The organism is Enterococcus sp. LJL128 (assembly GCF_056924295.1).
Genome location: NZ_JBXPBP010000010.1, coordinates 77,146 through 102,046 on the forward strand (window position 1 = coordinate 77,146; position 24,901 = coordinate 102,046).

Sequence of the window (24,901 nt, forward strand, 5' to 3'; positions counted from 1 at the left end):
TATAAAGAGCATTACAAGTAATGCAGTGATTAGCGTCTTACCTAGTTGCATTTTCATACTACTCACCCTTTCTATGTCCCAGAGCTGACATCAACCAATGTCCAAGTTACAGTGATTGGTTCTTCATAGATTTCGCCAATATTTGGTGCATCATTTATCTTTAAAAGAATTCCTTCATCTATCTGCCAATTTTTTTGAAAAGCAAAAGGTCGTTCAGGGTTAGGTATCGTCAAATCTGATCCGGATGTGTAGACGATGCTTCCAGTATTATCCAAGTTTATTGGCGTTTCGCCTGTATCTTGCCAAACCAGTGAAAAGGGATAATCTTCTGAACCATTTTTTATGGTAGAAACAGACAGCTTCCATGGGTTGCTAGCTCGATCACTATCTGAGCGACTATCTTTGACGTTGACTGTCAAATCCTCTGTCCTTGCCAATGGTATACTCATATCTTGCCCCGCTGTTATCGTCCAGTTGATTTTGTCTGTGACACTCATCCATGAAACTGAGCCGACCACCGTCAAATCCAGCAATAGTTTATTTGAAATAATCGTTTTTCTGCCTTCGCCATCTTCCTTGTATGCCTTTATCGTCAAGAAATTGTTTCCGTAAGGCTTCTTTTTAAGGTAAGCATTCAGTGAAATAATGATTGTACCGGAATTGACATTGTCGTTTGCACGAGTCTCAATATATTCATACCCATTACCGTCCTCCATGATAAAGCCATCGGGTAAATAATCCGACATCTTGTCTGGATCACTCCAATAGAAGGCCACTGACAGCGTTGTACTGACATCATGAGCATCAATTTCCTTCATTTCTTCCAATGAATCTTTGTTCCAAGATAATTGTGTCGGTTGGTTATCCTTTAAATGAAGCCAATAATAGGAAGAATCTGAGTATTGCTGTCTTCCAAGTGTTTCCAAGTCTACAGATAAATCAGTTTGAAAGTTCATCAAATCAAACCCTGTAAAATTACTTTTCAATTGCAGCTCAAAAGTAAAAAGGATGTCGCTTTTGATTGGATCTTGACCAGTTGAACGATATACGTTTATTTCTGCACCATAACCTTTAGGTATCCAAGAAACATAATCTACTAAATCTCTATCTGAAGAGCCCGGATAGCTTCTTCTTAGTAATAAATTTGAACTATCCCTTTGTTGATAATTTCCACGATTATTAAATGAAAAAGTCATCGTATAGCTCTTCACCTCTACATCTGCAGGACGGGTAAAAATAGAAGTGAACTTCAACGTATCTCCGGCTTTGGCATATACTAATGATGGATTAAAATCAGGATCCTCCAGAGTGATATCTTGACTTACCCCACCTTGGATGACCGCGACGCTGTTTGCTAATCCTGCTGTTTGCCTCAAAAGGTATGGTGTCTTTGCTTCAGCATTTTCTTGAATGGTTATCTTTTCCTGTTCTGCGCCTGACTCCGAAGTTGTCTCTGGTATTTCTTCTACAGGTTTTGTTGTTGGCTCTGTTTCCTCTACGTGACCACTCTCAGGTGTTTTTTCGCTGTTGTCTTCTATAAAAGATGATTCTATGGTTGAGCTTTCAGTGGCTTCTGTGCCTTCAGGTTCTACAGGCTGCTCTGTTGGCTGTTCATTCAAAGCTTCTGCAAAAACAATAGAACAAGAGAGACAAACAGATAATAATAACAGCAAAACGGTAAAGCCAGTGGATAATTTCTGGATGTATCCCTTTTTCTTCTTCCTTTTTTTTTCCAATATATTCCCCTCCTAACTCACGGCAATGCAACAGACAAATTTCATCTAAAGTGTAGCAGATAGATTTTGGTAAAATTACTTAAAAAACAATAGAAAGTTTTTGATTTTTGATTAAGAATATCTATTTATAAGTAAATGAGACGTGAAAAAGCATGCCTATCAATAAAAAAAGAATATTTCCTCTTAATTGTATAAGTTACGCTGAAGCTCTTATCCAGATAAACTAGCAGTTTTTTTACTGAACGTTTCTCATCATGCTGCTTCTTAGATAAGGGCTAGAATCAGCTCACTTAGAGAACGGTTGCATACTTTCTAAAGAATAGTACAATAGAAGAAAGAACATACTTGGGAGGGGCACAGATGGCAGGACATAGTAAGTGGAAAAACATTCAGGGCAGGAAAAATGCGCAGGATGCAAAACGAGGGAAAATATTTCAAAAGCTTTCTCGTGAAATATACATGGCGGCCAAAGCAGGAGGCGGAGATCCGGCAACTAATCCAGCGTTGAGGCTGGTTATGGACAAGGCAAAAGCGGCGAATATGCCGAACGATAATATTGACCGGGCAATAAAAAAAGCGGATAGCTCTGGTTCAGGCGAGCATTATGATGAAGTGACCTATGAAGGCTATGGTCCTGGCGGCTCGGCTGTTTTAGTCTATGCATTAACAGATAATCGAAATCGTACCGGAACGAATGTCCGAACAGCATTTAACAGAAATGGCGGTTCATTAGGAGAAACAGGTTCAGTTAGCTATATGTTTGACCGTAAGGGGTATCTGGCAATCGAGCGGACGGCTGCTATTGCTATCGATGAGGATACAATGCTAGAGCTTGTGCTAGAAGCGGGCGGTGAAGATTTAGAAGCTTCGGATGAAGTATTTGAAATTTATACGGAGCCTGGAGACTTTGCAGCTGTTCGTGATGATTTGGAAGGAAAAGGCTATACTTTTGCTCAGGCAGAGCTGACGATGGTTCCTCAAACAGTTGTGGAGCTGACAGAGGCGCAGGCCGAAACACTTCAAAAGCTGATTGAAAGACTGGAAGATGACGACGATGTGTCAGAGGTATTTACTTCTGCTGATTTGTAGTTGTAGATAGAGAAACGTGATGTGGCTTTAAAAATAAAGGAAGTTCCTTATTAATCAATTATTCCTAATAGTTAGAGCGTGGGCAGCAAGTTGTTTGATTGCTGCCTCGCTCTTTTTTCCTTATTTTGATGATTTATTCGTTAGAAATATTTGTTTGACTTAATCGGGAACAAGAGAGAAGCAGGCTTCGGAAATCGGATGTGCTGCACCTATGTTTTTATGAAGGCTAGTATTCCTTGGCTGATTTCGGTATGATCGTAAAATAAAGACAAAAGATAAAAAAGTTCCAACCTTTTTTTAAACGCAATCGTCTAACAGGTAAAGAAGGTGAAAAAATGGAAAAAGAATTGGTTGAAAAAGCTGTAGCCGGTGATTCCAAAGCCTTGGAACAGCTGTTGAAGGGACATTACCAGCAGCTTTATAAAACAGCTTTTCTATATGTGAAAAACGAAGCGGATGCATTAGATATTGTACAGGATTCCGTAATTAAAATTATTAGAAAAATAAGTACGCTCCAGTTTCCGGAGTATTTTACAACGTGGGCTGTTCGAATAGTTATTTTCACATCGTTGGATTATTTGAAGTGTGCAAAAGGCTACCTGCAGGGGATTGAGGAAGAGCAGCTGCTGCCCGAACAAAGGCTTTCAAAAGAGGACCATCTGGATATCCATGCAGGAATAAAAAAGCTTCCTCAGCATCTACAGGAAGTGACGATTCTTCACTATTTTTATGGGAAAAAAATTAGAGAAATCAGTAATGTTCTGGATGAACCGGCTGGAACAATCAAATATAAGCTGCATGAGGCCCGCAGTATATTAAGAATGTATCTTGAGGAGGGAGAAAAATGAAACTGAATCAAGAATGGAATCAGCAATGGGAGGATATTCGAATCCCGGAAGAAAAAATAATGCAGATTATTGATACAGCAATAGAAGAGCAGTCGCGAATGGAAAAACGTTCAGTATGGAAAAAGCTGAAACAAAAAGCAGCAGTAAAGCTTAGAAAACCTTCGAAAAGACAGTTGGTTGGGATTTCCGGTCTTTGTACCGCTGTACTTGCCGGAATAATCATCTGGCAACAGACTCAATCTGGGCAAACCAACTATACATCTACTGAAAGTGTCAAGCAGGATTATGCTGGCGAAGGTATGCTGAAAATGTATGAAGAACCTGAAACAGCGCCTGAAGCAGAGAGTAAAACAGCGGAGCCGTCTGGAAATGAAGCGGCAGTAGGGAGTAAATCAACAGTCGCAGAAGCGGAAAAAACGGCCAGCTTTTATACGTATACAAAACAGACCGTTGATTTTTCTAGAGATACAGCGAAGCTTGAACAATTAGTTGAAGAAAGCGGCGGCTATATTGAAAATTCAGAGAGAAGCAAGTGGATGGATGACCTGCGGCAGGCCAACTATGTATTACGTATTCCTGCGAAAGGTAGTCAGGACACCTTGAAGCAGTTGAAGGCTATTGGAGAGACCACTGACGAAAGCATCAGAACAGAAAATTATGGTGTGGCATATTCGGATAATGAAAGCCGAATCAAGGCCTTAGAAGCAGAGGAATCCGCCTTACTGGAACTATTATCTAAAAGTGAAAAGCTGGACGATATGCTGAAGATTCAGGATCGGCTGTCAGAAATCCGTTCGGAGCGGGAAATGCTGGTTCGTTCGAATAAGAGTATTGATAATCAGGTCGACTATGTAACAGTTGAAGTCTTTTTAAAGGAAAAAAATAAAGTAGAGAAGAAACAGGAAAGTCCCTCTGTAACTGACCGGATTCAAGGGAATTGGGAGGAACAGCTGCAGTATTGGAAAAATAAGGGAGAAGAGGTGCTGGTATTTATTGGCAGCAATGGTCTCTATATCCTGCTCGCTGCTATTGGCGGACTACTTCTTTGGCGTAAATATAGAAAATATAAAAAATCAGACAACAATAAAAGTCAATTGTGAGGCAGGAGGCTTAGCGGAGCTACTTTGTCTGCTCGAAGGTTGAATGATTACTAAAAAGAAAGAATAAGTGAGTTTGGGACATAAGTAAATGCCCGAACTCTTCTTTCTATAAAATCCGAATAAACGGCGTTCCAGTCTTTGTATGCTTCGAGGATCGCAACAGAGTGAGAACCGTAGACAAGCTTGTAGGAACCTAATGCTTTGTCTCGAGAATCGCTAGACTCGTAGAGACAGCAAGCTCACTACACTTCGTTCCGATAGCATCAACTTCTAAGTGCTAAAAGCACTAAGAGTTGAAGTTCTCGGAAATAAGCCGAACGATCTCAAAAATATAAAAAGCTCCAGGTAGGTATCAATCAACATCTACTCGGTTCCCTCGTAGTGTTTCTTGACAATTTCCGGATAATCCGTCTTATTGCTGTGAAACACAGCGAGGGATGAGCTGATGTTGAACAGTACCTACTTGGTTCTCGGAGCTAAACACTTTTGTCTCGACCTCATTTTAACTATTGAAAATAAATAGACGATGTACCCTTTCGAGAGCTGCACTAAGGATGTTAAAATGGTAGAGAGAAAACCCTTTTTTGAATATTAGCTGAATGATTCAGGTGATTTATGGAGTATCTTTTCCATAAGATGCTCTGCGCTTCTCTGAAGCCTGTCATTTTGTTTAGTTTTCGGATTTTTCAAAGAAAAAATGAACTGTTTACAACTTGGTAATAACTTTTCGCTATTCTTAAAGTATCAAAGATAAAGGAGCGAAAGAAGATGAAAAAAATGAGTCTTGGAAAAAAATTGATTGTTGTAACAGCGGCAAGCGCCATATTGTTTGTCGGAGGTGTTTGGATTACACAGGTGATGGCAGAGCAGAAAGTCGATATTCCTATGGAAGAAACGATGGAAGAAGCTGTGGCCAGAACACAGGAAATGTTTGCGCAGATTGATAATATGTCTCTGAATGAATACTACACGGAGTACATGGAATGTTCTCCAGAGCTGGTTGAAGCGTTTAATAAAAAATATGCAGTTGATGTAGATACTATGAAGGTCAAGGAACTGAATGATGAGCAATATGAATACATGAATGCTCTTTACTATATCTATAAACATGGCGAGCAGCCAATTCTATCAAAAAATGAAGTAGATGCAGATAAAAAATATGAGTTTGCTTATGCACTGGAAACATTTACGGCCGATGTGGCAGCTGTTTCTAATGAGATTGATACAGAGCAGCCGATTGTGGCAATTTGTGAAAAATATGGAAAGGATCCAGATGGCAAGATAAATGATTTGACTCCGGAAATGATTATTGAAATCGATCAGGCAATCTTCCAGATATCAGATCATCTTGACGGGGAATAACAGAAAAAATGAAAACTATTCTGATTGTTGAAGACGATCATAAGGTGAATCAGTTGATTTATACGAGCTTAAAGATTGCAGGATACACTTGCTTCCAGGCCTTTTATGGTATGGAAGCTCTTGCTGTTTTGAAAAAAGAAAGCATCGATTTGATTCTGCTTGATGTTCAGCTTCCAGATATTGATGGCTTCTCACTATTTTCAAGCATGAAAAAGGTACCGGTTGTCTATTTAACCGCCCGGGATGGCGTGGAAGATCGGGTTAGAGGATTAAATCTGGGGGCAGAAGATTATATCGTTAAACCGTTTGCATTAGATGAGCTGATTGCCAGAGTTCAAGTAGTTTTGCGGAGGTTTCATTCAGAAATGGCGTTGGAAGTTGGCGGCTGGCAGGTTGATCTGAAGAAACGGCAAGTATTTTGTGAGACGCAGTCAGCTGATTTGACTCCACAGGAATTTGCACTGCTGGAAGTGTTTGTGGTCAACAAAAATATGGCTTTGACCAGAGAACAGCTGCTGCAAGCCGCTTGGGGTTTTGATTACTTGGGGGACGAGCGTACGGTGGATGTCCACGTTCAGCGCTTAAGAAAAAAACTGGGCTTGGAAAAGCAGCTGGTGACAGTATATAAAATCGGCTATAGACTGGAAGTGGTCTAAATGGTTTTGTGGAAGAAGAATTTCTTTTTTATATTCACACTTTTTCAGGGGCTTATTTTTGTTTGTCTGCTTTTTTTTGTAAGCTATAGTTTTCAACAGGCGTTGAATAAAGAAGTACGTAGTTTTAGAAGGCTAGTTCAAGATAACGGCTGGATTGCTCAAAAGCTGACAGCTGATGACTTGTCATTAGTATCTAGGGAAATAGTTCTTTCTACCTATTTGCAGCAAGAAATTTCTGTCGAAATAAGGCGGGAGGACGGTACGGTTCTGTTATCGTTGAATGAAATCGAAAAAATGCCGGCTTTTGAGGAAAATCAGCTATCTGTATTTAAGGAGTCGGGAAAGCATTTTCTTACTTATAGCAGTTCGCTTTTCCTTCAGGGAGAACCAAGTGAAATATTTTATGCAAAAAATGTGAGCTTTTTATATGAGGAGCAGCAGATACGTATTTTTCAGAGTTTGATTTTTGGGCTGGGTCTGTCTACCGTGATTAGTTTGATTATTTATTGGCAGATGAAGAAAATTTATAAACCTGTCCAACAGATTTCTCACGAGCTTCGAACGCCGTTGACCTTGATCTCTGGATATTCAGAGCTGATGATTCGAATGAAATCAACAGAAGAAGAGAAACTCATGATGAGTCAGGATATATTGGATGAAACCAGACATCTGCAGGAAATCATTGAGCAGCTGCTTCTGATGGGAGAGCTGAAGGAAGGTACCGTAGCTAAAGAGCCAATTTATCTAACTGAATTATTGACTAGTTTACAGGCAGACTATCCTTTTCAGTTGGTTCGTAGTTTTAAAGAAGAGCCTGTGGTTGGAAATCGTATCTTACTGCTGAGATTATTAGATAATCTATTGAGAAATGCATTTAATGCTAGTACGCACGTGGAAATTATCATTAAAGCAAAAGAGCTGGTTATTTCAAATGGGGGAAAAGCTATTCCAGAAAGCAAGTTAAAAAAGCTGAACAGAGGAAAGAAGCTTCATCCTTCGGAATATGAGGGCTCAGGTCAGGGATTTATTATCTGTCGGGATATTGTACTTCTTCATCAAGGGAAAATAAGAATTGTATCGAATGAACTGGGAACAAAAGTTATCGTGAACTTTCCGTAGGAAAAATAAAAGAGCACGTGAAATTAATCAAGTCTAGATTTACTTTCGCATCTAATTTCAAATGAAAAGACTAAGATTAGAGGAGGTTGTGATAAAGTGTTCAGCTCCGAGACTCAAGCAGGTACTGTTTTAACATTAGCTCGTCCCTCGCTGTGCTTTACAACGACGAGAAAATTGTCAAGAAACACTCCGAAGAAACTGAGTAGCTGTTGATTGATACCTACTTGGTGCGAACAAATTTTTGCTAAATTTCAGCTTGTTGCTGAAGAATTTACTCCTGTGGTTACTCGTCGCAGTTAAGTGTGGGTATGTGTTACTGTCCCACTGCTTATTCGGATTTAAGCAGACTAAAAGTCTGGGAATTTAGTTTATGCCCCAGACTTTTAAGGTTCTTCGGAATAACCGCTTTTACCTCGTTCTTTTTTAACGTTGAATAAAGGTGTACGGAATGGACAGACGTGAATTGTTTTCCTTGAACACCAGCTGAAAAGCAGCTTCACCACAGCGGTCCAGATGATGATCAATGGTTGATATATTCAAGAGCTTGCTTGCCAGCAGATTTTCTTCACCGATAATTTCTACAATGGGGTTATTAAGTGTTTGAAGAATGCCAGCAGCAACTTCGTCGCTATTTGTCAGGATAGCGTCGATTTTTTTAGTTTTTGAAAAGAAAAGGCCAGCGTTGAGACCGTCTGTGTAGCTTTGGCAGTTTGTATAGACCATCTCTGAAGCCGGCGGTTGACCAAACACCTGCTGATAGGCGGCTAAGACAACCCGGCTGCTTGGGCTGATAGAGGGATTTCGGCCGATGACGATTCCAACGGCAGAAGTTCCTTTTTGTTTAAAATAGCGAAAGACTTCTTGATAAGATTCCATTCGACCGAATGATACGCAGGAAATTGGATAAGTACCAGTATCCTCGCAGCAGACGATTGGACCGTATTTTAAATAGCTCTGAATCGTTTCGAGCGGTGTTAGCTTAGAGGTGATAATCAGTCCATCGAAAGCTTTGGCAGCCAGCTGCTCCAGACAGTCTTTTTCTTTTTCAAGGTCATAATCGGTCGGCAGTAAGGTAATTTTATACTCTGCTTTGAAAGCAGCCTTCAAAATACCGCTGATAATCTTTTCATAATAAGGAACGTTGGCATGTGGAATCATTACGCCGATTGTTTTTGATAAGCCGCGGCTGAGTTCTCTGGCGCGTGCATTGGGGAAATAATCCAGTTCTTTAATAAGTGAAAGAATTTGTTTTCGTTTTTCATCAGCTACATAAGGATGGTTATTCAGGACGCGTGAGACAGTAGTGACGGAACATTCTGCTAAGCGGGCGATATCTCGAATGGTTGTCATGAGTACCTCTCTTTTTCAACGGTGTAAAACAGCTGGTATCTGCTGTTGTATGTAGTCTACAACAGCATTACCGTAGTCTACGAAGCAGTAGTTTTCTGTATCGTATAGAAAGCTCAGAGAGCACGGATTGTCTTGCTGAGTTACATCGGATAGTTGAGTCAAGTCTACCGTTTTATCCAAATATTTACAACAGCTGTTGAGGCTGGTCAGCTTCATTTGATGATTAGTGATGGAGACAGAAACAAAATAGTACTCAGTTCCTAAGGTGTCGTGCAGTTCTAAAATGGTTTGAATCATAAAAGTTCCCCTCCTTGTTTTTTCTACTATACGTTATGAAACGCGTAACAGGTCAAGGGTAAAAATCAGGAAAGGTCTTCTTTTTGTAAAATTCTTTTTTCCGGCATATACTCAAGTTGAGTACTGCAAAAATTACTAAAGGGGGAACAATCTCTATGTTGAAATTGAGTGAAGGAAAAAAAGCGGCTCTGGAACGATTGTCTACGGAAGCCGGGGTGATTGAAGCGCTGGCGATTGATCAAAGAGGTTCGTTAAAAAAAATGATGGCTGGTTTTGGCGAGTTGAACCCTGAGGAAAAAATTGTTGATTTTAAAGAAGCGGCTTCAGAGGAACTGACAAAGTATGCATCAGCTATTCTGCTGGATCCTGAATATGGATTGTCAGCTGCTAAAAAGCGGGCTGACAATTCTGGATTGCTCTTAGCGTATGAAAAAACTGGTTATGATGCAAATACGCCGGGTAGACTGCCTGATATTCTGGAGGACTGGTCCGTGCATCGGTTGAAAGAAGAAGGAGCAGATGCTATTAAGTTTTTACTTTACTACAATCCTGATGATGATAAAAAAATTAATCATTTGAAGCATGTATTTATTGAACGCTTGGGAAGTGAATGTCTAGGGGAAGATATCCCGTTCTTCTTAGAGATAGTGACCTATGATACAGAGGTTGCTGATGATCATTCTCCGGAGTTTGCTCAAATCAAGCCGAGAAAAGTGATTGAATCAACCAAGGAATTCTCAAAACCTCAATATCATGTAGATGTTCTAAAACTAGAAGTTCCTGTAAATATGAATTACGTTGAAGGATTTTCCGATAAAGAACCTTTGTATAGCCGGGAGGAAGCATTAGGCTACTTTAAGGCGCAGAGCGATGCAACAGAGCTGCCGTTTATTTTCTTAAGTGCTGGAGTAACTATGGAGCTGTTTCAAAAAACTATCCAGTTTGCAAAAGAAGCTGGATCAACATTTAATGGTGTTCTTTGCGGCCGGGCAACCTGGCGGGATGGAGTAGAGCCTTATGTAATAAAAGGTGATGAAGCTGGACGAGAGTGGTTTAATACACAGGGAAGACAAAATATCGAAACATTAAATTCAGTAGTAGAGCAAAGCGCCCGTTCTTGGCGGGATAAAGTAATGAAATAAAAAATTAGATAACAGAGAAAGGCGACTACATCAAAAGTGTTTTATTTCAAATCATAGAAGTGATACAAGGAAACAACCACTCCTTTTTTTAGTATAAAACGATTTGCTTTTGAATAGGCAGCCTCTGAAACAATGCTTATTAAGGCCTGAAGGACGTACTACAGTCAGTTTGACTAGTAGTATAGTCCTTTTTTTGTTATAAGTAGTGGGATTTACTGATGACCAACTGGTATTAATAATATAACCTCTTTTTGTTTGTTTATTGATCTTTTTTCCTATTTTTTAGCAGTTTTATTTAGAAAAAAATTGACTTTGTAAGCGTTTTGGTATTATACTGATATTGTGGTTACTACCAGTTGAGTTTTTAATACCAGTGAAAGGAAGTGAAAACATGATTGGATGCATTGTGACAGGACATGGCAGCTTTGCTCCGGGAATGATGGGAGCAGTAGAAATGATTGCTGGTCCACAGGAAATGTTTGAAGTGGTACCTTTTCATGAAGAACAGCCGTTGGAAGTGTTTGAAGAAGAGATGAAACGAACGCTGACAAAGCTTTTGGAAGAAACAGATGGTGTAGCGGTTTTCTCTGATTTGATGGGTGGTACGCCATTTCGGACAGCGATGCTTTTAGCAGCAGACAAGGAGCAGGTAGAGGTTGTAGCAGGGACAAATCTTCCTTTGCTGATTGAAGGAAGCGGTCTACGCTATACATTTAGTTCAGCGGATGAATTTTTGGAGGCAATCATCGAAATCGGGAAATCTGGTTTGGTCCATGCGAAGCTGGATTTGTCTGAGAATGAAGAAACTGAATCTGAGGAAGAGGGGATTTAGTGATGTGGCAAAGTATACTGGCATCATCTGTTGTTATGATTGTTTTTTTACTGGTTATGGCAGTCGGCTATTATCTTCTCAATTATAAAAATGTAAAAAGACAAAAGGATCACTATCGGAAGCTTCATCAGGATTTGGCAGTGGGACAGCAGATTATTTTTTTAAACGGCGTTTATGGAACCTTGATGAGAGTCGGTGACGAGACTGTTGACGTTAAGGTGAAGTCGAATGCTGTGATGGAAATATCAAGATTTGCCGTTACAGAGATTGTTAAATCGGCTAGTTCTGATAATAAATAATCGTTGTAAATTCTGTAAAAGATTCTCTGTACGGGAAGTCACGCTTAGTCTGTAGTGTAAAGAAAAGGCGATTGAACTGCATTTGAAATCTTTTGCGGAAATTATATAGGAAGGAGATAGGAACAATGCCCAATATTTTATTAACACGTATTGATAATCGTTTAATCCACGGACAAGTAGCAACACAGTGGAATGGTTCTATCGGTTCTAATCTGATTCTAGTAGCAAATGATAAGGTAGCAGGTGATAAAGTTCGGCAGGGATTGATGGACATGGCAGCTCCAAACGGAGTAGCAACACGTTATTTCAGCCTGCAAAAGACAATTGACATTATTGGCAAGGCATCAGCAAATCAGAAAATCTTTATCATTGTTGAAAGTCCTGAGGATGCATTGACTTTAGTAGAAGGAGGAGTGCCAATTAAAAAAGTGAACATTGGAAACATGCATATGGCGGAAGGGAAGCGTCAAGTAGCAACAACAGTTGCAGTGGATGAGGCAGATGTTGCCGCATTCAGAAAGTTGCAGGAATTAGGTGTTGAGCTGGAAATTCGCCGGGTACCGACAACACCAGTAGAAGACACGGGCAAACTTTTTAGTTAAAACTAGGAAGGAGATAAAAAAATGGATTACAATATTTTACAGATCTTATTAGTATTTTTAGTGACATTTATTGCAGCGATTGATCAATTCAGCTTCCTTGAATCCTTATACCAGCCAATTGTAACTGGTATGGTGATTGGGCTGATTTTAGGTGACTTACAAACAGGGCTGATAGTAGGGGGAACCTACCAGCTGATGACTATCGGGAATATGCCGGTCGGCGGAGCACAGCCGCCAAATGCGGTAATTGGGGGAATTATGGCTGCTGTTCTGGCAATTACTTTGAAGCTGGAGCCAACAGTAGCAGTAGCAACTGCGATTCCATTTTCTCTGTTAGGACAATACGGTGTTACTTTAATTTTCTCTTTAATGTCTCCAGTAATGACAGTTGCAGACAACTATGCTCATGAAGGAAATACTAAGGGAATTGACCGGATCAACTATTTAGCGATGTTGGCTTTGGGTTCAATTTTTGGCATTATCGTTGTATTATTCTTTATCGGCGGCCAAGCATTTGGTCAAACCGTGGTTGATGCTATTCCTGAATGGCTGATGGGCGGCTTAAGTGCAGCTGGTGGAATGATGCGCTATGTTGGGTTTGCTATCCTGCTGAAAGTAATGGTTTCCAGAGATATGTGGGGTTTCTACTTCTTCGGGTTTGCCTTAGCAGTCATCGTAATGGCAGCACCAAGCTTAAGCGGACCAGCGTTGATTATCCTGGCGTTTATCGGTTTTGCTCTGGCGTTCTGGGATTATCAAATTCAAACGAAATTCAAGCAAACGGCTTCTGCGAATAACTTCGGAGGTGACGAAGATGGCATATAATATTCCAGATAACTATCAAAATACAACACCAGCAGCTCAGCTGGATAAAAAGACCTTAAACAAAATGGTTTGGCGTTCGTTATTTCTGCAGGCCTCTTTTAACTATGAACGGATGCAGGCTGGCGGCTGGCTTTACTCTATCCTTCCCGGGTTGAAAAAAATTCATGGGGATAACAAAGATGATTTATCTGCTTCAATGAGCCACAACCTGGAATTTTTTAATACACACCCGTTTTTAGTAACGTTTGTTATGGGGATTGTTCTATCTCTTGAACAAAATAAGACAGACATTCCAACGATTCGTGCAGTTCGGGTTGCAGCAATGGGACCTTTAGGCGGTATCGGCGATGCATTATTCTGGTTTACGCTGGTGCCGATTACTGCGGGAATTACGTCTAATATGGCAATTGACGGTAATATTGCTGCGCCATTCATCTTCCTGCTGGTATTTAACGTTGCTCAGTTCGCTCTTCGTTTCTTCCTGATGAACTGGTCTTATAAGCTGGGAACAGATGCAATCGGTGTTCTGACGGAAAATGCTAAAGAATTTACTAGAGCAGCAAGTATTTTAGGGATTTTTGTAGTAGGGGCTCTGACCTGTGTATATGGGGCAACAAAAGTAGATGTTAAGATTCCAAACGGAACAACCAATGCTCTTTACTCTGTAACTGAAGTTGTTCCGGCAGCTGAAGTAAGCAAATTTGATGAGTATATCTACAAAAAAGATGACGACGGCAATCTGACAGATGAAATTCAGGATGCAGGTACAGATCAAAAAGCGTTAGGTGTAAAAGAATTGGCGACTGGCGAATTTGAAGTTACTTACAACCAGAATGAAACAAAAGATGTAACAATCAATATTCAAGAAATTCTGGACGGGATTCTGCCTCAGATGATTCCACTGGCCGTTACCATGATGCTTTACTTCTTCCTGGCTAAGCGCGGCTGGACGCCTCTCAGATGTATTGGGCTGATTCTTATCCTTGGCTTAGTTGGTTCTGGATTTGGACTATGGCCGTCTATCTGGCCATAAATGAGCCGCTGACTATAGTAATTAAAGTGTGACTGCAGGCGGAAGGGGTGTGACATTGATATAACCCTATTCTCTAAACTTGAATAAACGGTGTTTCGTTCCAATCCACTATACTTCGAGGATGGAGCGAAGCGGGAACCGTAGAGGTAGGTAGAATCATTCTGTCGCAACCTCAGTGTCTGCAGTCTTTTCTTTCGATCTTTAGAGTAAGTAAATCACCTTAGTTTGTCTGCTGCTTTCTAAAATCGTTGAAATTCGATGAAAGAATGATAAACTTATCATGTGGTTACGACCACTTGATTCGGGAGGGGAAGACTTTGGAAAGAAAGAGAAGACAACCACTGTATGATCAGCTGGTTGATTTATTGAAAGAACAGATTGAAACAGATTTGGAGCCCCATGCTATGCTACCGTCTGAACGGGAGCTGTCAGATAAATATGGATTAAGCCGTACAACAGTGCGTTTGGCACTGCAGGAGCTGGAGAAAATGGGCTATATTTATCGTCAGCATGGAAAAGGCACCTTTGTTTCTTCCATAAGTCAGGAAGTAACAAACTTAACTGGCGGCTACAGCTTTACTGAGCAGATGAGACAGCTGGGCAAAGAGCCGAATACCGCTATTCTAGAATACCGAATAGTAGAAGCTAATAAATTCTTTGCTGAGCATTTAAATCTTTCGCTCGGTGAAAAAATTATCAAAATTAAACGCTTGAGAAGTGCCGATGGCATGCCTATGATGGTTGAACGCTCGTATTTACCCTATAAAAAATTTATGAGAATGAAAAAAGAAGATTTAGAGAAAAAACCGCTGTATGACATTTTTGCTGAAGATTATAGTGAAACAATCAAGCTGGCGGAAGAAGAGTTTTATGCAAGTATTGTAAGTGATAATGATGCGAAATTATTGGAAGTGCCTTATAGTGTCCCCAGCTTAAATTTAGTTCGAACGACCTATAATATCAAAAATGAGGTCATTGAATTTACGCTGAGTGTCGCACGTGCAGATAAATTCCGTTATAAGGTACGCCATGTTCGCTAACTAGTTTACTAAGACCAAGGAGGCGCATGCTGAATGTTCGAACAAGGGGCAGAGACTTTAGAGAAAATGGGCGCTGAGATTACAACTCGTGAAATCAGACAACAGCCGGAATTATGGCAGGAAACAGTCGCTATCTATCGTAAAAATGAAGCTGCTGTTTCAGATTTTCTTGCACAAATTAAACAGGAAACCAATGACAAAATACGCGTGATTTTTACGGGTGCCGGGACCTCTCAATATGTGGGAGATACTTTAGTCCCCTACTTAACCCGGAACGGAGATAGCAAGAAATTCTCCTTTGAAAGCATCGGAACAACCAATATTGTAGCAGCTCCGTATGATTATCTGCTGCCGGACGAGGTAACCATTTTAGTTTCATTTGCCCGCAGCGGAAATTCACCGGAGAGCTTAGCGGCAGTGACGGCCGCGAATAAAATCGTAAAGAATATTTTTCATATTACGATTACCTGTGCGCCTGATGGTCAGCTGGCTGCGGCAGCTGCAGGAAATGAACGGATTCAGCTGTTGCTGATGCCTGAGCGATCAAATGATAAAGGCTTTGCGATGACAGGCAGCTTTACTTGTATGACATTGATGGGCCTATTGATATTTGATTTGACTTCTCTGGAGCAGAAGGTGAAATATGTAGAGGCAATGAGTGAAATGGGTCAGGAAGTGGTTCAGCGTGAAGCGGAGATTCAGGCGCTGTTAAAATCTGATTTTCAACGGCTTGTTTACTTAGGATCTGGGGCTCTTGCAGGACTAACGAGAGAATCTCAGCTAAAGGTTTTAGAGCTGACAGCTGGAAAAATTGCCACTGTTTTTGATTCATCATTAGGCTTCCGTCATGGGCCAAAATCTTTTGTTAATGAGCATACACTAGTCTTTGTTTTTGTAAATAACGATCCTTATACACGGCAATATGATTTGGATATTTTAGAAGAGGTTCAAGGGGATAAAATTGCTGCCGAAGTTATCGGGATAGGTCAGGCCGGAGAAACAGCTTTCTCTGGAACACAGTTTACTTTTACGAATAAAGAGCTGTTGCCAGATGCCTATCTGGCACTTCCAGATGTGATGTTTGCTCAAACTGTGGCATTGAACAGTTCAATTAAAGTCGGTAATACACCAGATACACCGTCTCCAACCGGAACGGTTAACCGTGTCGTTCAAGGTGTAACGATTTATGAGCTTTAGTTTGAAAATAGAAAGCACTGAATCCGGTTGTTGAGTGAAAACAGTCTAACAAAAGGAGTTCAGTGCTTTTTTTGCAGAATAGTATGCATCGTGAATGTGAGAACTGAATAGTGGAAGAACTGGAGAGGCTATCCGTTGGATGCTCTTTGGCTTTTTAGTGACGAAAGGAAGTAAGAGAAATGGCAGATTATTTTATTAAGGCAGACCGTTTTTTTCTGAAGAGCGGTACAGCTGCAGCGGGCTATTTAGAAGTAACTGATGGAAAATTTGGACGCTATACGAAGGAGCAGCCTTTGGGAACAATTCTTGATTATAGCGGCAGCTGGATAGCTCCCGGACTGGTTGACACACATATTCACGGTTTTTTAGGTCATGACGTAATGGACAACAATTTTGACGGTATTAGAGAAATGTCTAAGGGGCTACTAAGCTGCGGTGTGACGTCGTTTTTGCCGACAACATTGACAGCTGCAGTAGAAACCTTGAATGAAGTAACGGCTTCCATCGGCGAACACTATCAAGAGGTCGAGGGAGCAAAAATTCAGGGAATCTTTTTTGAAGGTCCCTTCTTTACGGCTGAGCATAAAGGTGCACAAAACCCCAGTTATTTTTCCAATCCTAATATTGAGGTATTTAATCATTGGCAGAAACTGAGTCATGGGCTTATTCGGAAAATTGCCCTTGCTCCAGAACTTGAGGGAGCAGTTGAATTTATTCAAACCGTGACGAAGCAGGGAGTGACTGTCGCTCTCGGTCATAGTGCAGCGAGTTATGAACAAGCACAGGCTGCAGTTCTTGCCGGAGCATCGGTATTTGTGCATACGTATAACGGAATGAGCGGACTAAGTCATCGAGAACCTGGCATGGTAGGCGGAGCAATGAATACCAAAGAGACCACTGCGGAGCTAATCTGTGATGGGCATCATGTGCATCCGGCAGCGGCTGAAGTACTGATTACGGTAAAGACACCTGAAAAGGTCGCTTTAATTACAGACTGTATGCGTGCAGGCGGTATGCCTGACGGAGAGTATACATTAGGTGAATTCCCAGTTGATGTGAAGGATGGGGCTGCCCGGCTGCAGTCAAACGGCAGCTTGGCCGGCAGTGTTCTGCAGCTCTTTGATGGGGTGAAAAACGTTGTTGATTGGGATATAGCAACGGTTGAAGAAGCCTTGAAGATGGCTTCGCTAGTTCCAGCACAGAGTGTCCATATTGAGGATCGCTGTGGAAGTATTGAAGGGGGACTGCCTGCTGATTTTCTAGTTATTAGTCCACAGATAGAGCTGCTGGAAACCTATGTAGACGGTCGGTCACTATATAAAAAAGATTAATTTTGCAGAATAAAGGAGAAGAAAGTATGCTGAAAATAAGTAAAGCAAAAAAAGAAGCGATGGATAGATTATCTACAGAAAACGGTCTGATTGAAGCGCTGGCAATTGATCAGCGCGGTGCATTGAAGAAAATGATTGGAGCATTTGGTGAAGAGGCTACAGATGAACAGATTAGTGATTTTAAGAAGCTGGTTTCTGCGGAATTAACACCGTTTGCTTCATCAATTTTGCTGGATCCTGAATATGGTTTAACGGGTGCCAAAGCAAGGGCCACTGATGCCGGATTGCTGTTGGCTTATGAAAAAACCGGATACGATGCCTCTACACCGGGACGATTGCCGGACTTGCTGGAAGACTGGTCTGTACGTCGTTTAAAAGAACAGGGAGCCGATGCAATTAAGTTCCTATTATATTATGATGTGGATGAGTCAGCGGAAATTAACCATCTAAAGCATGTATTTACGGAACGCTTGGGCAGTGAGTGCTTTGGCGAAGACATTCCTTTCTATCTTGAACTGGTTTCCTATGATGCTGGAATTACTGATGCATCCTCTGAAGAATATGCGAAGGTAAAAGCACACAAGGTTATTGAAATGATGAAGGAATTTTCTAAGCCTCAATACAAGGTTGATGTGTTAAAGGTGGAAGTGCCGGTGAATATGAATTATGTGGAAGGATTTGCGGAGGACGGTACGAATATCGTTTATTCTCGTGAAGAAGCCTTAGGTTACTTCAAAGAACAAAGCGATGCAACGCACTTGCCGTTTATCTTTTTGAGCGCTGGCGTTTCTGCGGAATTATTCCAGGAAACCCTTGAATTTGCGAAAGAAGCCGGTTCTACGTTTAATGGTGTTCTATGTGGTAGAGCAACATGGAAAAATGGGGTACAGCCGTTTGTGGAAGCAGGAGAAGAAGCTGCCAGCAGCTGGCTGCTTTCTGAAGGTAGAGCAAACATTGAATCTTTAAATGAGGTAGTTAACCGTACCGCCTCCTCTTGGCACGATAAGGTAGAGGTAGGAGAATAATCCGCTATCGGATATGTAAAATAAAAAAATGAGCTGAGATGACTGGTGACGCCAATCACCTCAGCTTTTTTGTAAAGCAGCTTTTATGAAAGGAAGATCAAATAATGATTTTAACAATTACGATGAATCCATCTGTCGATATGTCCTACCCGTTGGCAAGCTTCAAACTGGATACAGTAAACCGGGTGGAAAAGGTATCAAAAACAGCTGGCGGCAAGGGATTAAATGTCTCACGGGTTCTTTCTCAGCTTGGGAAAGAGCTGTTGGCTACAGGCGTGTTAGGGGGATATTTAGGTGCTTATATAAAAGAAAAGCTGACTGAGGAGGGAATCAACCACAGCTTTACGATGATTCAAGAGGAATCACGGAACTCGATTGCTATCCTTCATGACCATGGGCAGCAAACAGAAATTTTAGAGAAAGGCCCAACAGTCTCCCGCGTAGAAGAGGAGCAGTTTTTAGCCCACTACACGGAACTGCTTGAACATACTTCTTTAGTAACCATATCTGGTAGTCTGGCTGGCGGCTTATGTTCAGATTTTTATGAAGTGTTGATAGGTCTTGCTGCTGAAAAAGGAATTCCGGTTTTGCTGGATACGTCAGGGGCAACACTAAAACAAGCCGTATTTTCTGAGAATAAGCCGTTTTTGATTAAACCGAATGAAACAGAAATAGCTGAGCTACTTGAGGTTGACAGGGCAGGAAAAGAGACGCTTGCAGAGCAGCTGAGAAATCCTGTTTTTAAAGAAATTGATTGGGTGGTCGTATCACTGGGGGCTGAAGGAGCTGTAGCGAAGCATGGGGATATTCTTTATCAAGTGACGATTCCTAAAATAAATGTAGTGAATCCTGTAGGCTCCGGAGATGCTACACTGGCAGGATTAGCAGCGGCAATAGACGGGGGTTATTCTGATGAAGACATTCTAAAATGGGGCATGACAACGGGAATCTTGAATACGCTTGAAGAAAAGACAGGCTGTATTAATCCGGAAAATGTAGAGATACATTTTAACAAGATAACCGTAACGAAAATCGAAGAATAAGAAAACAATCGTTCGTTAAAATTATCACAAATACGTAAAACGACCTTGCACATCATTTTTTCTTACCTTATAATTTTTACATAGACATGTGAGAATATAAAAATCGAATGGAAAAGAAGGTAGAAAGTATGAGAATAGGGATTCCTAAAGAAATCAAAATTGGCGAAAACAGGGTTGCACTGCCAGCCTCTGGCGTACTTGATTTAATCAATGCGGGTCATGAAGTATTTGTGGAAACAAATGCTGGTGCAGGTGCTTCAATCAAGGATGAGGAGTATACAGCGGTAGGTGCAGTAATCGTAAAAACAGCCGAAGAAGCCTGGGAACAGGAAATGGTGCTTAAAGTAAAAGAACCGCTGGCTGAGGAATATCAATTTTTGAGAGAGGATTTAATCCTGTTTACGTACCTTCATTTAGCTGCGAATAAACCATTAGCAGAAGAATTAATGAAAAGAAAAATAAAAACAATTGCTTATGAAAGTGTTCAGTTGGCAGACGGCTCACTACCGTTATTGACGCCTATGAGTGAAGTTGCCGGAAGATTAGCAACTCAGATTGGTGCCCGCTGTTTAGAAAAAGTACCTGACGGGAAGGGTATTTTATTAGGTGGTGTTTCTGGCGTCCGCAAAGGTAAAGTAACGATTATCGGCGGCGGTATATCGGGAATGAATGCAGCGAAGGTCGCATTAGGCATGGGAGCAGATGTTACGATTTTAGATGTAAGTACAAAACGCCTGCAGGAGCTGGATAATCAGTTCAACGGTGGAATCAAAACACTGATGTCCAATCAGTTCAATATTCAGGAAGAGGTTAAAACTTCCGATTTAGTAATCGGAGCGGTTTTACTGCCGGGACATAAAGCCCCTGTACTGGTAACTGAAGATATGGTGAAATCAATGCCGGAGCATTCGGTTATTGTAGATATTGCAATTGATCAAGGCGGGATTTTTGAGACGATTGATCAGGTAACCACTCATGAAAATCCTACGTATGTGAAGCATGGTGTGATTCATTATGCGGTGGCAAATATGCCGGGAGCTGTGCCGCAGACCTCTGCATTTGCACTGGCGAACGCGACATTGCCGTATGTATTAGAGCTGGCGAATAAAGGCTTTGAAGGCAGCTTGAAGGAAAACGAAGCGTTGAAGATGGGGGTCAATACGATTGGCGGAGCGATGACTAATCCTGCAGTTGCAGCTGATTTGAACTTGCCGTATACAGCGGTTTCTACTTTTATTAATTAAAAATTTTTGTTTCTTTGTTTAGCTGCAAAAAAATTTCTGTAAGCTTGAACCGATATCTCTAAAGTTAGACCCAAAACCTAACTTTGGATCATCGGTTCATTTTTTTTGTTCACAGAAATTCGTTGGATTTTAGTCCAACGAGATGGTCGCCCATTCGTTTTTCAGCATTGAATAATAAAGCCGGTCTACATATTCACCATCTATGTAGAAATATTCTCGTAAAGCACCTTCATAAGTAAAGCCGCTTTTTTCAATTACCCGTTTTGACGGCATGTTTGTGGATTTATGGCAAATTTGTACTTTGTTTAGCTGAACCGTTTCAAAGCCAAAGGCTAAAACTGCGTGTACAGCTTCTGTCATATAGCCCTTATTTTGAAAAGCTGATCCAATACAGTATTCCAGTTCGCCAAAATGATTGGCATCATCAATTAGAAAATAGGCTATTTGACCAATGCATTCATTTGTTTCTTTTAAGCAGACCGCCCACCGATAGTAGGTATTGCTTTGATAACTATCGATCCATTTTTTTAACAAGACTGCAACCTCCGTAGTTGTATGATAGGTAGGTTCAGAATACATTTTTTGAATAGCTGGGTTGCTAATCCAATTCTTACGCATCGCATGGTTGTCAGCGCTTGTAAATGGCCGCAGTTTTAGACGGGGAGTCTCAATCGTTGTGGTCCTACATGGATTAAATCCATAGCATGGTACTCCTTTCTGGTTGTTAACCATGCTCTAATTTTGATGAGCGATAAACGGAAAAGGGCTATGTCTTTTTCGAATCAAAACAACACCCAGCAGCAACTGTATAAAACCTATAATAAAGAAGATAAGATGTAAGGCTACAATTTCCCATAGCATGATGCATTGAATGACTATCCATAAGCAGAGAATGCAACCGATAGCTGCCTGATAATATGGAAATTCAGGTAATTTTTTTATTGAAAGAATACCAACTAGAATATTTCCGCCGCTAAGTACCAGCAGCAAAAACAGACCTGGGATCAAGAACGAGGTAAATGGGGAATTAACCAGCATGCTGCTGTCGATGCCAACTGCTTCTCTGGCACCTGCATTTAGAGCGAGAAAGCTTCCGCTTGCTGCTCCAAGCCCCATGAGACAATTCAATCCGATAAGCACCCAATAAAACATAATTTTCCTCCTCTGTTTGTTTAGAAAAAGTATAGCATGAGGAAGGAAGAAAAAAATGAGGCTACAGCATGATTTATCAGAAAAAAGCGTGTTTCTAATGATAAAATGGAGAAATAAAACAAGTATAAAGACAGGAGCTGTGACTATGGAAAGACCGATACTTAGCAAGACAATGGATTCAGCAGTATTTTTAGATTTTTATTATTTGAAAGAAGAGCTGGCGGCATTCTGTAGAGAGGAAGGTTTGCAGACTACAGGGAACAAAGAAGCGCTGACAAAGCGAATCGCACACTATTTAGCAACTGGTGAAAAAATCAGAGTCAGTAGTTCTCCAAAACAGAAACCTGTTATACATGAAATTACGTTGGATAAAAAAATCGAGGAGAATTTTGTTTGTTCAGAAATTCATCGGGCTTTTTATAAGGAACAGATTGGAAAGGGCTTCACCTTCAATGTTCAATTTCAAAACTGGTTAAAGCAGCATGCGGGTAAAACATATGAGGAATCTATTCAAGCATATAAGCAAATTATGGAAGATAAAAAGCAAAATACGACAAAAATAGAGAATCAATTTGAATACAATACTTATATTCGGGATTTTTTTGCAGATAATCAGGAGCGGACGCTGCAGGAGGCTATAAAATGCTGGAAAAATAAGAAGGCGAAAAGTGGTCATAATAAGTATGAAAAAAAGGATACGATGATTCTTAATAAAAATTAGTCTGACTAGAAAAGCAGCTTTAGGGACACCGGTGATCAGGTTTTATGAAATCAAGACAGACTAACGAGGTACTCCCCAAAAGCTGCACTTGAAAACAGCTTTTGAGGAGTACCTCGTAATACCACAGCTTCTTTTAGAATACGGTACGTAGTCAATCCATTGTTTAGTATTTTTCAATAAACTGCTTTGCCAGAAGGTAGTCTCCCTCATAAGGAACATCTTCCTTACCGACTTTTTGATATAGATCAGCCCCTTTTCCAGCTAGTACAACAGCATCCTCTGGTGCACTGGCATTCAAAGCAGCTTTGATGGCGCTTGCCCGGTCGATAATGATTTGGACATCAACAGCAGGAAGAATATGCGCCGCAATCTGCTCAGCAATTACCTGAGGATCTTCAGAGGCTGGATCATCTGTTGTTAGAATAGCGATATCTGCCAGTTGAGACAAAACATCTCCAAAATCTTTTCTTCGTGAAATTGCCTTGTCTCCAGTGCTGCCAATCACGACAATGATTTTTCCATTTGAATGCTCTTCTTTTACAAAGCTGAGCAGGTTTTTCAAACTATCATAATTATGGGCGTAATCCACATAAACCTGGGCACCATTCACGTGTGTTAGCTGCTCCATACGGCCTGGTACAGTAGCGGCAGCAATTCCTTGCCGGCAATCTTCTTTGGAAGCACCTGCCAGACGACTGGCGATTGCTGCACTAAGCGCATTTCCTATATTGAAATCTCCACCTAAACGCAGCTGATAGTTTCCAGAGAGGTTAAGGGAATCATTGGCAGCTTGTACAGAGAACGCTAATGAATGCTGAGCATCTTTTGTATAAACATAGTCTGTATCAGCGGCTTTTCCACTGCCATACGTAATCATGGGTGTTTCTGCCATTTCCGCTGTTTCCTTCAATAGTTGGAAATAGTCTGCATCCCGATTGATAATAATTCTTTTAGAATGATGGATCAGCTGTCTCTTACAGTAGAAATAGTCATCAAACGTCGGATGCTCAATTGGACTGATATGATCAGGTGAAATATTCAGGAAAAGTCCGATATCAAAGTTTAGACCATAGACCCGATGTGTTTTATAGGCCTGAGAAGAAACCTCCATGACGAAATGAGACATCCCATTTGCAGCAGCTTCCGCCATCATTCGGTAAAGGTCTAATGATTCAGGTGTCGTTAAATGAGACTTAAAAAAAGTAACGCCGTCTAAAGTAGAGTTCATTGTCGATAGCATGGCGGTTTTATGGCTTGTTGACAAATCTAAAATGAATTTTGTAAAATAGGCCGCTGTAGTTTTGCCCTTTGTACCAGTAAATCCAATTAAGGTCATTTTCTTTTGTGGATAGTCATAAAACAGCATACTCAGTACAGCCATAGCTTTTTTTATATCCGTAACAATAAAGCCCAGCTTTGCGGGTACATCGTAAGGTGTTTCGGATACATAAAACTGCAGACCTTCAGTGACAGCAGCTTTTAAATATTCTTCTTTGAAGTTTAATCCTTTACAGAAAAAAAGCGTTTCAGCAGAAACCTTTCTGGAATCATAGGAAAGTGTATCAACTACTGTGTCAGAAAAGGATTCTGGTATGGTAAGCGACCAGGTAGTCATTGTCGTCAGCTCTTTTAAAAGCCCTTCGTCCAATAAGCATTGGCGTATGTTGGTTAACGAGATACTCATATTTATAAGCCTCCAAGTTAGTGGGCGTCGCAAAGCTTCACCCCCTTTTTATCATTTCATTCATTATCATACAGTTTCAAGTCAAAAACATCAAGACAACGGCAATCCAGCACTACTAAGGCTGGACTGTTCTAGTTATCAGGAATAGAAAAAATTAAAGAGGGGCTGTGACAT

At 40.8% G+C, this 24,901-nt stretch carries 25 protein-coding genes; 19 read left to right on the top strand and 6 right to left on the bottom strand.

Annotation, left to right across the window (positions count from 1 at the left end; genetic code table 11):
* Nucleotides 1-71: 71 nt before the first annotated feature.
* Nucleotides 72-1,736 carry a hypothetical protein gene (locus AC1Z3K_RS12550; RefSeq protein ID WP_461732887.1) on the bottom strand — a complete coding sequence of 555 codons (1,665 nt, stop codon included), beginning with the start codon at nucleotides 1,734-1,736 and terminating at the stop codon, nucleotides 72-74.
* A gap of 360 nt (nucleotides 1,737-2,096) precedes the next feature.
* Here AC1Z3K_RS12550 and AC1Z3K_RS12555 point away from each other — a divergent pair, with 360 nt between their 5' ends.
* From AC1Z3K_RS12555 to AC1Z3K_RS12580, 6 genes are all read left to right on the top strand, one after another.
* A complete protein-coding gene (locus AC1Z3K_RS12555) occupies nucleotides 2,097-2,825 on the top strand; it encodes a YebC/PmpR family DNA-binding transcriptional regulator (RefSeq protein ID WP_461732888.1) in 729 nt (242 codons plus the stop codon).
* 335 nt (nucleotides 2,826-3,160) lie between these two features.
* A complete protein-coding gene (locus AC1Z3K_RS12560; protein WP_461732889.1) occupies nucleotides 3,161-3,673 on the top strand; it encodes a sigma-70 family RNA polymerase sigma factor in 513 nt (170 codons plus the stop codon).
* Nucleotides 3,670-4,773: a DUF4349 domain-containing protein gene (locus tag AC1Z3K_RS12565; RefSeq protein ID WP_426084286.1), complete on the top strand. Its 1,104-nt coding sequence runs from the start codon at nucleotides 3,670-3,672 to the stop codon at nucleotides 4,771-4,773. The genes AC1Z3K_RS12560 and AC1Z3K_RS12565 overlap by 4 nt, the downstream gene beginning before the upstream one ends.
* Nucleotides 4,774-5,541: 768 nt before the next feature.
* Entirely contained in the window at nucleotides 5,542-6,135 is a 594-nt protein-coding gene (locus AC1Z3K_RS12570; RefSeq protein ID WP_461732890.1) for a hypothetical protein, read from the top strand.
* 8 nt (nucleotides 6,136-6,143) lie between these two features.
* The gene (locus AC1Z3K_RS12575) at nucleotides 6,144-6,791 is read left to right on the top strand and encodes a response regulator transcription factor (RefSeq protein ID WP_426084284.1); all 648 of its coding nucleotides are present in this window, start codon (nucleotides 6,144-6,146) and stop codon (nucleotides 6,789-6,791) included.
* On the top strand, nucleotides 6,792-7,910 hold the full coding sequence (locus AC1Z3K_RS12580) for a sensor histidine kinase (RefSeq protein ID WP_426084283.1): 1,119 nt from the start codon (nucleotides 6,792-6,794) through the stop codon (nucleotides 7,908-7,910). It abuts the gene before it with no gap.
* A 423-nt stretch (nucleotides 7,911-8,333) separates the two neighbouring features.
* Here AC1Z3K_RS12580 and AC1Z3K_RS12585 read toward each other — a convergent pair whose 3' ends face one another.
* Both AC1Z3K_RS12585 and AC1Z3K_RS12590 read right to left on the bottom strand, forming a co-directional pair.
* On the bottom strand, nucleotides 8,334-9,260 hold the full coding sequence (locus tag AC1Z3K_RS12585) for a LacI family DNA-binding transcriptional regulator (RefSeq protein ID WP_461732891.1): 927 nt from the start codon (nucleotides 9,258-9,260) through the stop codon (nucleotides 8,334-8,336).
* 15 nt (nucleotides 9,261-9,275) lie between these two features.
* Nucleotides 9,276-9,557 (bottom strand): hypothetical protein, encoded by a 282-nt coding sequence (locus AC1Z3K_RS12590; RefSeq protein ID WP_426084281.1) that lies wholly within the window; start codon nucleotides 9,555-9,557, stop codon nucleotides 9,276-9,278.
* Between the two features lie 155 nt (nucleotides 9,558-9,712).
* On the opposite strand from AC1Z3K_RS12590, the gene lacD (AC1Z3K_RS12595) reads away from it, so the two are divergent.
* The 12 genes from lacD (AC1Z3K_RS12595) to ald all read left to right on the top strand — a co-directional run bounded on the left by lacD (AC1Z3K_RS12595) (nucleotide 9,713) and on the right by ald (nucleotide 21,170).
* Nucleotides 9,713-10,699: a tagatose-bisphosphate aldolase gene (gene lacD / locus AC1Z3K_RS12595; protein ID WP_426084280.1), complete on the top strand. Its 987-nt coding sequence runs from the start codon at nucleotides 9,713-9,715 to the stop codon at nucleotides 10,697-10,699.
* 391 nt (nucleotides 10,700-11,090) lie between these two features.
* Nucleotides 11,091-11,531, top strand: a complete 441-nt coding sequence (locus AC1Z3K_RS12600) for a PTS sugar transporter subunit IIA (RefSeq protein WP_426084279.1) — start codon at nucleotides 11,091-11,093, stop codon at nucleotides 11,529-11,531.
* Between the two features lie 2 nt (nucleotides 11,532-11,533).
* Nucleotides 11,534-11,830 carry a preprotein translocase subunit YajC gene (gene yajC / locus AC1Z3K_RS12605; RefSeq protein WP_426084314.1) on the top strand — a complete coding sequence of 99 codons (297 nt, stop codon included), beginning with the start codon at nucleotides 11,534-11,536 and terminating at the stop codon, nucleotides 11,828-11,830.
* A gap of 125 nt (nucleotides 11,831-11,955) precedes the next feature.
* A complete protein-coding gene (gene agaV / locus AC1Z3K_RS12610) occupies nucleotides 11,956-12,432 on the top strand; it encodes a PTS N-acetylgalactosamine transporter subunit IIB (RefSeq protein WP_426084278.1) in 477 nt (158 codons plus the stop codon).
* A 21-nt stretch (nucleotides 12,433-12,453) separates the two neighbouring features.
* Nucleotides 12,454-13,257, top strand: coding sequence for a PTS mannose/fructose/sorbose/N-acetylgalactosamine transporter subunit IIC (locus tag AC1Z3K_RS12615; RefSeq protein WP_426084277.1), 804 nt, complete (start codon nucleotides 12,454-12,456; stop codon nucleotides 13,255-13,257).
* Nucleotides 13,247-14,290 (top strand): PTS system mannose/fructose/sorbose family transporter subunit IID, encoded by a 1,044-nt coding sequence (locus AC1Z3K_RS12620; protein ID WP_426084276.1) that lies wholly within the window; start codon nucleotides 13,247-13,249, stop codon nucleotides 14,288-14,290. The genes AC1Z3K_RS12615 and AC1Z3K_RS12620 overlap by 11 nt, the downstream gene beginning before the upstream one ends.
* A gap of 266 nt (nucleotides 14,291-14,556) precedes the next feature.
* A complete protein-coding gene (locus AC1Z3K_RS12625; RefSeq protein ID WP_461732892.1) occupies nucleotides 14,557-15,330 on the top strand; it encodes a GntR family transcriptional regulator in 774 nt (257 codons plus the stop codon).
* Nucleotides 15,331-15,363: 33 nt separating this feature from the next.
* Complete coding sequence (locus AC1Z3K_RS12630) at nucleotides 15,364-16,527, top strand: AgaS family sugar isomerase (protein WP_461732893.1); 1,164 nt, start codon at nucleotides 15,364-15,366, stop codon at nucleotides 16,525-16,527.
* 179 nt (nucleotides 16,528-16,706) lie between these two features.
* Nucleotides 16,707-17,858 carry an N-acetylglucosamine-6-phosphate deacetylase gene (nagA, locus tag AC1Z3K_RS12635; RefSeq protein WP_461732894.1) on the top strand — a complete coding sequence of 384 codons (1,152 nt, stop codon included), beginning with the start codon at nucleotides 16,707-16,709 and terminating at the stop codon, nucleotides 17,856-17,858.
* 26 nt (nucleotides 17,859-17,884) lie between these two features.
* On the top strand, nucleotides 17,885-18,883 hold the full coding sequence (gene lacD, locus AC1Z3K_RS12640) for a tagatose-bisphosphate aldolase (protein WP_461732895.1): 999 nt from the start codon (nucleotides 17,885-17,887) through the stop codon (nucleotides 18,881-18,883).
* Between the two features lie 104 nt (nucleotides 18,884-18,987).
* Entirely contained in the window at nucleotides 18,988-19,926 is a 939-nt protein-coding gene (locus AC1Z3K_RS12645) for a hexose kinase (RefSeq protein WP_426084271.1), read from the top strand.
* A gap of 128 nt (nucleotides 19,927-20,054) precedes the next feature.
* Complete coding sequence (gene ald / locus AC1Z3K_RS12650) at nucleotides 20,055-21,170, top strand: alanine dehydrogenase (protein WP_426084270.1); 1,116 nt, start codon at nucleotides 20,055-20,057, stop codon at nucleotides 21,168-21,170.
* A gap of 129 nt (nucleotides 21,171-21,299) precedes the next feature.
* Here the strand turns inward: ald and AC1Z3K_RS12655 are convergent, their stop codons facing one another.
* Together AC1Z3K_RS12655 and AC1Z3K_RS12660 are read right to left on the bottom strand one after the other, a co-directional pair.
* Nucleotides 21,300-21,902: a GNAT family N-acetyltransferase gene (locus AC1Z3K_RS12655; protein WP_461732896.1), complete on the bottom strand. Its 603-nt coding sequence runs from the start codon at nucleotides 21,900-21,902 to the stop codon at nucleotides 21,300-21,302.
* A 3-nt stretch (nucleotides 21,903-21,905) separates the two neighbouring features.
* Nucleotides 21,906-22,322: a hypothetical protein gene (locus tag AC1Z3K_RS12660; RefSeq protein WP_461732897.1), complete on the bottom strand. Its 417-nt coding sequence runs from the start codon at nucleotides 22,320-22,322 to the stop codon at nucleotides 21,906-21,908.
* A gap of 145 nt (nucleotides 22,323-22,467) precedes the next feature.
* Here AC1Z3K_RS12660 and AC1Z3K_RS12665 point away from each other — a divergent pair, with 145 nt between their 5' ends.
* Complete coding sequence (locus AC1Z3K_RS12665) at nucleotides 22,468-23,043, top strand: DUF6434 domain-containing protein (RefSeq protein WP_426084267.1); 576 nt, start codon at nucleotides 22,468-22,470, stop codon at nucleotides 23,041-23,043.
* A gap of 163 nt (nucleotides 23,044-23,206) precedes the next feature.
* Here AC1Z3K_RS12665 and AC1Z3K_RS12670 read toward each other — a convergent pair whose 3' ends face one another.
* A complete protein-coding gene (locus AC1Z3K_RS12670) occupies nucleotides 23,207-24,727 on the bottom strand; it encodes a UDP-N-acetylmuramoyl-L-alanyl-D-glutamate--L-lysine ligase (RefSeq protein ID WP_461732898.1) in 1,521 nt (506 codons plus the stop codon).
* Nucleotides 24,728-24,901: the final 174 nt, after the last annotated feature.

What these genes read in the sequence shown, in the direction of transcription:
- ald (WP_426084270.1), top strand. Translation starts at nt 20,055, where the DNA reads ATGAGAATAGGGATTCCTAAAGAAATCAAAATTGGCGAAAACAGGGTT.
- AC1Z3K_RS12585 (WP_461732891.1), bottom strand. Translation starts at nt 9,260, where the DNA reads ATGACAACCATTCGAGATATCGCCCGCTTAGCAGAATGTTCCGTCACT.
- AC1Z3K_RS12645 (WP_426084271.1), top strand. Translation starts at nt 18,988, where the DNA reads ATGATTTTAACAATTACGATGAATCCATCTGTCGATATGTCCTACCCG.
- lacD (WP_426084280.1), top strand. Translation starts at nt 9,713, where the DNA reads ATGTTGAAATTGAGTGAAGGAAAAAAAGCGGCTCTGGAACGATTGTCT.
- AC1Z3K_RS12665 (WP_426084267.1), top strand. Translation starts at nt 22,468, where the DNA reads ATGGAAAGACCGATACTTAGCAAGACAATGGATTCAGCAGTATTTTTA.
- AC1Z3K_RS12560 (WP_461732889.1), top strand. Translation starts at nt 3,161, where the DNA reads ATGGAAAAAGAATTGGTTGAAAAAGCTGTAGCCGGTGATTCCAAAGCC.
- AC1Z3K_RS12630 (WP_461732893.1), top strand. Translation starts at nt 15,364, where the DNA reads ATGTTCGAACAAGGGGCAGAGACTTTAGAGAAAATGGGCGCTGAGATT.
- agaV (WP_426084278.1), top strand. Translation starts at nt 11,956, where the DNA reads ATGCCCAATATTTTATTAACACGTATTGATAATCGTTTAATCCACGGA.
- AC1Z3K_RS12575 (WP_426084284.1), top strand. Translation starts at nt 6,144, where the DNA reads ATGAAAACTATTCTGATTGTTGAAGACGATCATAAGGTGAATCAGTTG.
- AC1Z3K_RS12555 (WP_461732888.1), top strand. Translation starts at nt 2,097, where the DNA reads ATGGCAGGACATAGTAAGTGGAAAAACATTCAGGGCAGGAAAAATGCG.
- nagA (WP_461732894.1), top strand. Translation starts at nt 16,707, where the DNA reads ATGGCAGATTATTTTATTAAGGCAGACCGTTTTTTTCTGAAGAGCGGT.
- AC1Z3K_RS12590 (WP_426084281.1), bottom strand. Translation starts at nt 9,557, where the DNA reads ATGATTCAAACCATTTTAGAACTGCACGACACCTTAGGAACTGAGTAC.
- AC1Z3K_RS12580 (WP_426084283.1), top strand. Translation starts at nt 6,792, where the DNA reads ATGGTTTTGTGGAAGAAGAATTTCTTTTTTATATTCACACTTTTTCAG.
- AC1Z3K_RS12565 (WP_426084286.1), top strand. Translation starts at nt 3,670, where the DNA reads ATGAAACTGAATCAAGAATGGAATCAGCAATGGGAGGATATTCGAATC.
- AC1Z3K_RS12570 (WP_461732890.1), top strand. Translation starts at nt 5,542, where the DNA reads ATGAAAAAAATGAGTCTTGGAAAAAAATTGATTGTTGTAACAGCGGCA.
- lacD (WP_461732895.1), top strand. Translation starts at nt 17,885, where the DNA reads ATGCTGAAAATAAGTAAAGCAAAAAAAGAAGCGATGGATAGATTATCT.
- AC1Z3K_RS12660 (WP_461732897.1), bottom strand. Translation starts at nt 22,322, where the DNA reads ATGTTTTATTGGGTGCTTATCGGATTGAATTGTCTCATGGGGCTTGGA.
- AC1Z3K_RS12620 (WP_426084276.1), top strand. Translation starts at nt 13,247, where the DNA reads ATGGCATATAATATTCCAGATAACTATCAAAATACAACACCAGCAGCT.
- yajC (WP_426084314.1), top strand. Translation starts at nt 11,534, where the DNA reads ATGTGGCAAAGTATACTGGCATCATCTGTTGTTATGATTGTTTTTTTA.
- AC1Z3K_RS12600 (WP_426084279.1), top strand. Translation starts at nt 11,091, where the DNA reads ATGATTGGATGCATTGTGACAGGACATGGCAGCTTTGCTCCGGGAATG.
- AC1Z3K_RS12615 (WP_426084277.1), top strand. Translation starts at nt 12,454, where the DNA reads ATGGATTACAATATTTTACAGATCTTATTAGTATTTTTAGTGACATTT.
- AC1Z3K_RS12625 (WP_461732892.1), top strand. Translation starts at nt 14,557, where the DNA reads ATGATAAACTTATCATGTGGTTACGACCACTTGATTCGGGAGGGGAAG.
- AC1Z3K_RS12655 (WP_461732896.1), bottom strand. Translation starts at nt 21,902, where the DNA reads ATGGTTAACAACCAGAAAGGAGTACCATGCTATGGATTTAATCCATGT.
- AC1Z3K_RS12670 (WP_461732898.1), bottom strand. Translation starts at nt 24,727, where the DNA reads ATGAGTATCTCGTTAACCAACATACGCCAATGCTTATTGGACGAAGGG.